This is a genomic window from Lutibacter oricola (genome assembly GCF_900106565.1).
In the GTDB taxonomy this organism is placed as follows: Bacteria; Bacteroidota; Bacteroidia; order Flavobacteriales; family Flavobacteriaceae; genus Lutibacter; species Lutibacter oricola.
In genome coordinates this window covers 1-3,408 of sequence record NZ_FNNJ01000033.1, presented here as the reverse complement: position 1 = coordinate 3,408, position 3,408 = coordinate 1, and the positions used below count along the sequence as shown (strand labels likewise).

General features: G+C 26.3%; 4 protein-coding genes. All 4 read left to right on the top strand.

All coding sequences use genetic code 11. The features are described 5' to 3' along the window. The first annotated feature begins 121 nt into the window (after window positions 1-121). Entirely contained in the window at window positions 122-295 is a 174-nt protein-coding gene (locus BLU40_RS17665) for a hypothetical protein (protein ID WP_175454832.1), read from the top strand. 14 nt (window positions 296-309) lie between these two features. After that, window positions 310-687 (top strand): hypothetical protein, encoded by a 378-nt coding sequence (locus BLU40_RS17210; protein WP_090126706.1) that lies wholly within the window; start codon window positions 310-312, stop codon window positions 685-687. A 150-nt stretch (window positions 688-837) separates the two neighbouring features. Continuing rightward, complete coding sequence (locus BLU40_RS17205) at window positions 838-1,803, top strand: hypothetical protein (RefSeq protein ID WP_090126703.1); 966 nt, start codon at window positions 838-840, stop codon at window positions 1,801-1,803. Between the two features lie 153 nt (window positions 1,804-1,956). Continuing rightward, window positions 1,957-2,577, top strand: a complete 621-nt coding sequence (locus BLU40_RS17200) for a hypothetical protein (RefSeq protein ID WP_090126700.1) — start codon at window positions 1,957-1,959, stop codon at window positions 2,575-2,577. Window positions 2,578-3,408 lie beyond the last annotated feature (831 nt).

Genomic DNA, 3,408 nt, shown 5'->3' with positions numbered 1-3,408 from the left:
GCACATTTACGAAAATCCTATCGGATTTTCTTGATCGGTAAATATTTACTAAATTAGTTGCTTAATCACGCCACAAAACATACCAAAAACCGTTGCCTTTAATTGCGGAAAAAGATTACGAATGAAAAGATTAAACTTAATTCAGATTATCGGAATAATATTAACGATTATATTTTCAGTTTCAGCAATATTCGTTGAAAATGACAATATTGACACGATTTTAGGAGCTATGACTGCAATAGGTGTTTCTATGATTATTTTAGGTAAAATGAAAATTAACACAAATAAAAAGTAATACGAAAAAGATTTATGAAAAAAAACTATTTCTACCTTATTGGATTTATTATAATTATGATTGTAAATTATTTTATTAAAAAATATTCTAATCACGATTATTCAGAAAACCTGAATCAAATAAATTTATATGATATTATTGAAAATGGATTGAGACCAATTGGAATTTTTCTATTAATCAACTTCTTTTCAAGAAAAGGAATGAAAATACAAACATTTGCGATTTTTATTTTGGTAATAATGATTATAGAATCTATGTTTAGATATTTTAATGATAAATCCATTATTGCATATAACTATACAATTGGAATGATTATCGGATTGATTCTTGTATACTTTATCGATATGATTAAGAACAAAATTATTGATAAACCACAATTGACAAACAACTAAAGGCAACAACTGGTATATTTTATTGTTTGGTTCTAGCCTACTTACGAAAATCCTCACGGATTTTCTTGGTCAGTAATTATTTACTAAATTTATAGCTAAATCACTCAACAAAACATACCAAAAACCGTTAGCTAAAATTACTACTAAAAAATGAAAAAGAGAACAAAAAAGAACATTATTTTTTTTATTACTGTTGCAACTCCAGTTATTGGAATTTTAATGTTTTTCTACAACTACAAGATTGAAAACATAAAAGATAAATATGAAATTGAAAAAGCTGAATTAAAAACAAAAATTTCGTCAATTGAACGAAATATAGGTGATAATAAATACTTTGATGTAAGACAGTTCTTCACAACAGATAATACTAAAGATCCTATTTATTCATCCGAATATATTTCTCAAGGAAACTTTTATGCAGATACAACAGATACGAATTGGATTTATAAAAAAATATCACCTCTTTCATATGTTAGAAATGAATTAAATATTAACCCACTTGAATTACAAATTGGAAGAAAGAATAGTTTAACGTTAGATAGTATTTTAAGTAATAAAAAATTCAAAGATTATCGAAAAAGTTATAAATTTCACCAATGGAAATATAAAGATTCTATTGAAATATCAAATTCAAATGAAAAAGAAATTCTCAACTCTTCAATAAACGTATTTGTTATAAAAAAAGATATTGCTAAATTGATTTTTAATGTAATTAACGAAAATGTAAAAAAGGATAAAGCCTTGTTAAAAAGCTATGAAATTGATAGTGTAATTGTTAATCAAGTAATTGGAACAGCTAAAAAACAGTATGAAAAAAATTCAAGCGGTTTAATCTTTAGTGTTATAATAAATGGAATCGTTTATAATTCATTATTGTCTGGAGAACTTATAGAACTTCAAAATATTCAAAAAAAATCAGAAGTATTTTACACAAAATATAATAAGGAATATTTGCTTGAAAATGACAAAGCATTTGAAACTGGAGAAATATTCTTTGCAGAGAAAAATGACAATATTTATATCGTTTTAATCAAAATATTTGATAAAGAACCTCTAATACAAATGGAAAAAGCTGCTGATATTAATAAATGGCTTTTTTCATTAAAGTTCATATGATATAACTTTAGCTAACAATGCATATCCAAAATTGTTACATTTAGTAAAATAGAATGTTTCTTAATACTAATTTTATTAGTTTTATAAAACGAAAAATTGCAAAAACCAAAACACAACTTTGGTTATTCTAACCCGTTGTACCCTATACCGATAATGAAAAAAAGTATATTATTAATATTGATTTTATTATTTAATTCTAATTTATTTAGTCAGAGTAATCTCGAACCAACGAATGATTTAGATGAAAATTATCAAGGAGTATTAAAAGATTATTTTGAAAATATTTTCCCATTACTATTTGACAGTTTGAGTAATAAACCTCTAGCTAGATTTACTGCAATGCCTTCTTTTTCATATGAGAATACACTATCGGTTGAAAAAGATTCATTAGAAGAGTACAAAATGATATTCCATAGATGTTCTGAAAGTTATTGGTACGCAGAGAGAAAAAGTAAAGTTAAAATAATTAAAGATTCGATTACTATTGATTCCGAATTTGCTCAACTTATTGAGGAATTATTTAAAAAGTCAGTATATAATTCGAAAAAACCAGAAAACGAAATAATTGGATTTGATGGAGAGTTCTACTATTTTACGATTCTAAATAATAATGATAATTTATCAACTGGAATGTGTTGGTCTCCAAATAAAAATAGTAGAATTGGAAAACTCGTTGAAATAGGACAAATACTAATTGATTTGACCACTAAAAAGAGTAAAGATTTTAATACTACTAAATTGAGAATAGAAGAACTAATTAAAGAATTTGATTAAAAAGTACAGGGTACAACACCTCATATAATTTATGCTTACATTCGAACTAACATTAACGACAAACATTCAACTAACGATTTGCCACGGCAGAAAAATCTCCGATTTTCCAGTCGCACAAATCATATAAAAACTCGTTAAATTTTATGCCGATGAAAAACTAGTCGGATAAATGATAAAAATACGGAGAAGAAACGAAAACGATAAAAATCTCATTGAAACGTTGATTTTGAGCAACACTTCGGAGGAGAAACGAAAACGAAAAAACCAGTTGAAACGTTGATTTGAGCAACACTTCGGAGGAGAAACGAAAACGGAAAAACTAGTTGAAACGTTGATTTGAGCAACACTTCGGAGGAGAAACGAAAACGGAAAAACTAGTTGAAACGTTGATTTGAGCAATATCTCGGAGGAGAAACTAAAATGAGAAAACTAGTTGAACCGCTGATTTGAGCAATATCTCGGAGGTGAAACTGTAACGAATTAACATAAAAGATTAATTTAAGTTTAATAAAAATAATTACAACTCAAAAAGGCACACAATTTAACAATGCGTTTATTTCATTGCTTGGTTAATTCCACGTACGAAAAGCCTCTGATTATTCTAATGTTTAGAGTTTTTTAATTAAATTTGAGCTTAATCACGCAACGAAACCAAACTCTAAACCGTTGGTTAAAATTACGATTACAAAATCTATAATGAGTAAACTCAAAAATTTCATAACGAATTTAAATGATCCAGAATTAGTATCTTTCTATCATTTCAGATTCAAAACGTTTATGAAAAACTCTCAAATGGTTATTTTAAATGAGTTAAAAAGTCGGAATATTAAA

Excerpts from the sequence above, each read along its gene's own strand:
- BLU40_RS17665 (WP_175454832.1), top strand. The coding sequence starts at position 122 with ATGAAAAGATTAAACTTAATTCAGATTATCGGAATAATATTAACGATT.
- BLU40_RS17210 (WP_090126706.1), top strand. The coding sequence starts at position 310 with ATGAAAAAAAACTATTTCTACCTTATTGGATTTATTATAATTATGATT.
- BLU40_RS17205 (WP_090126703.1), top strand. The coding sequence starts at position 838 with ATGAAAAAGAGAACAAAAAAGAACATTATTTTTTTTATTACTGTTGCA.
- BLU40_RS17200 (WP_090126700.1), top strand. The coding sequence starts at position 1,957 with ATGAAAAAAAGTATATTATTAATATTGATTTTATTATTTAATTCTAAT.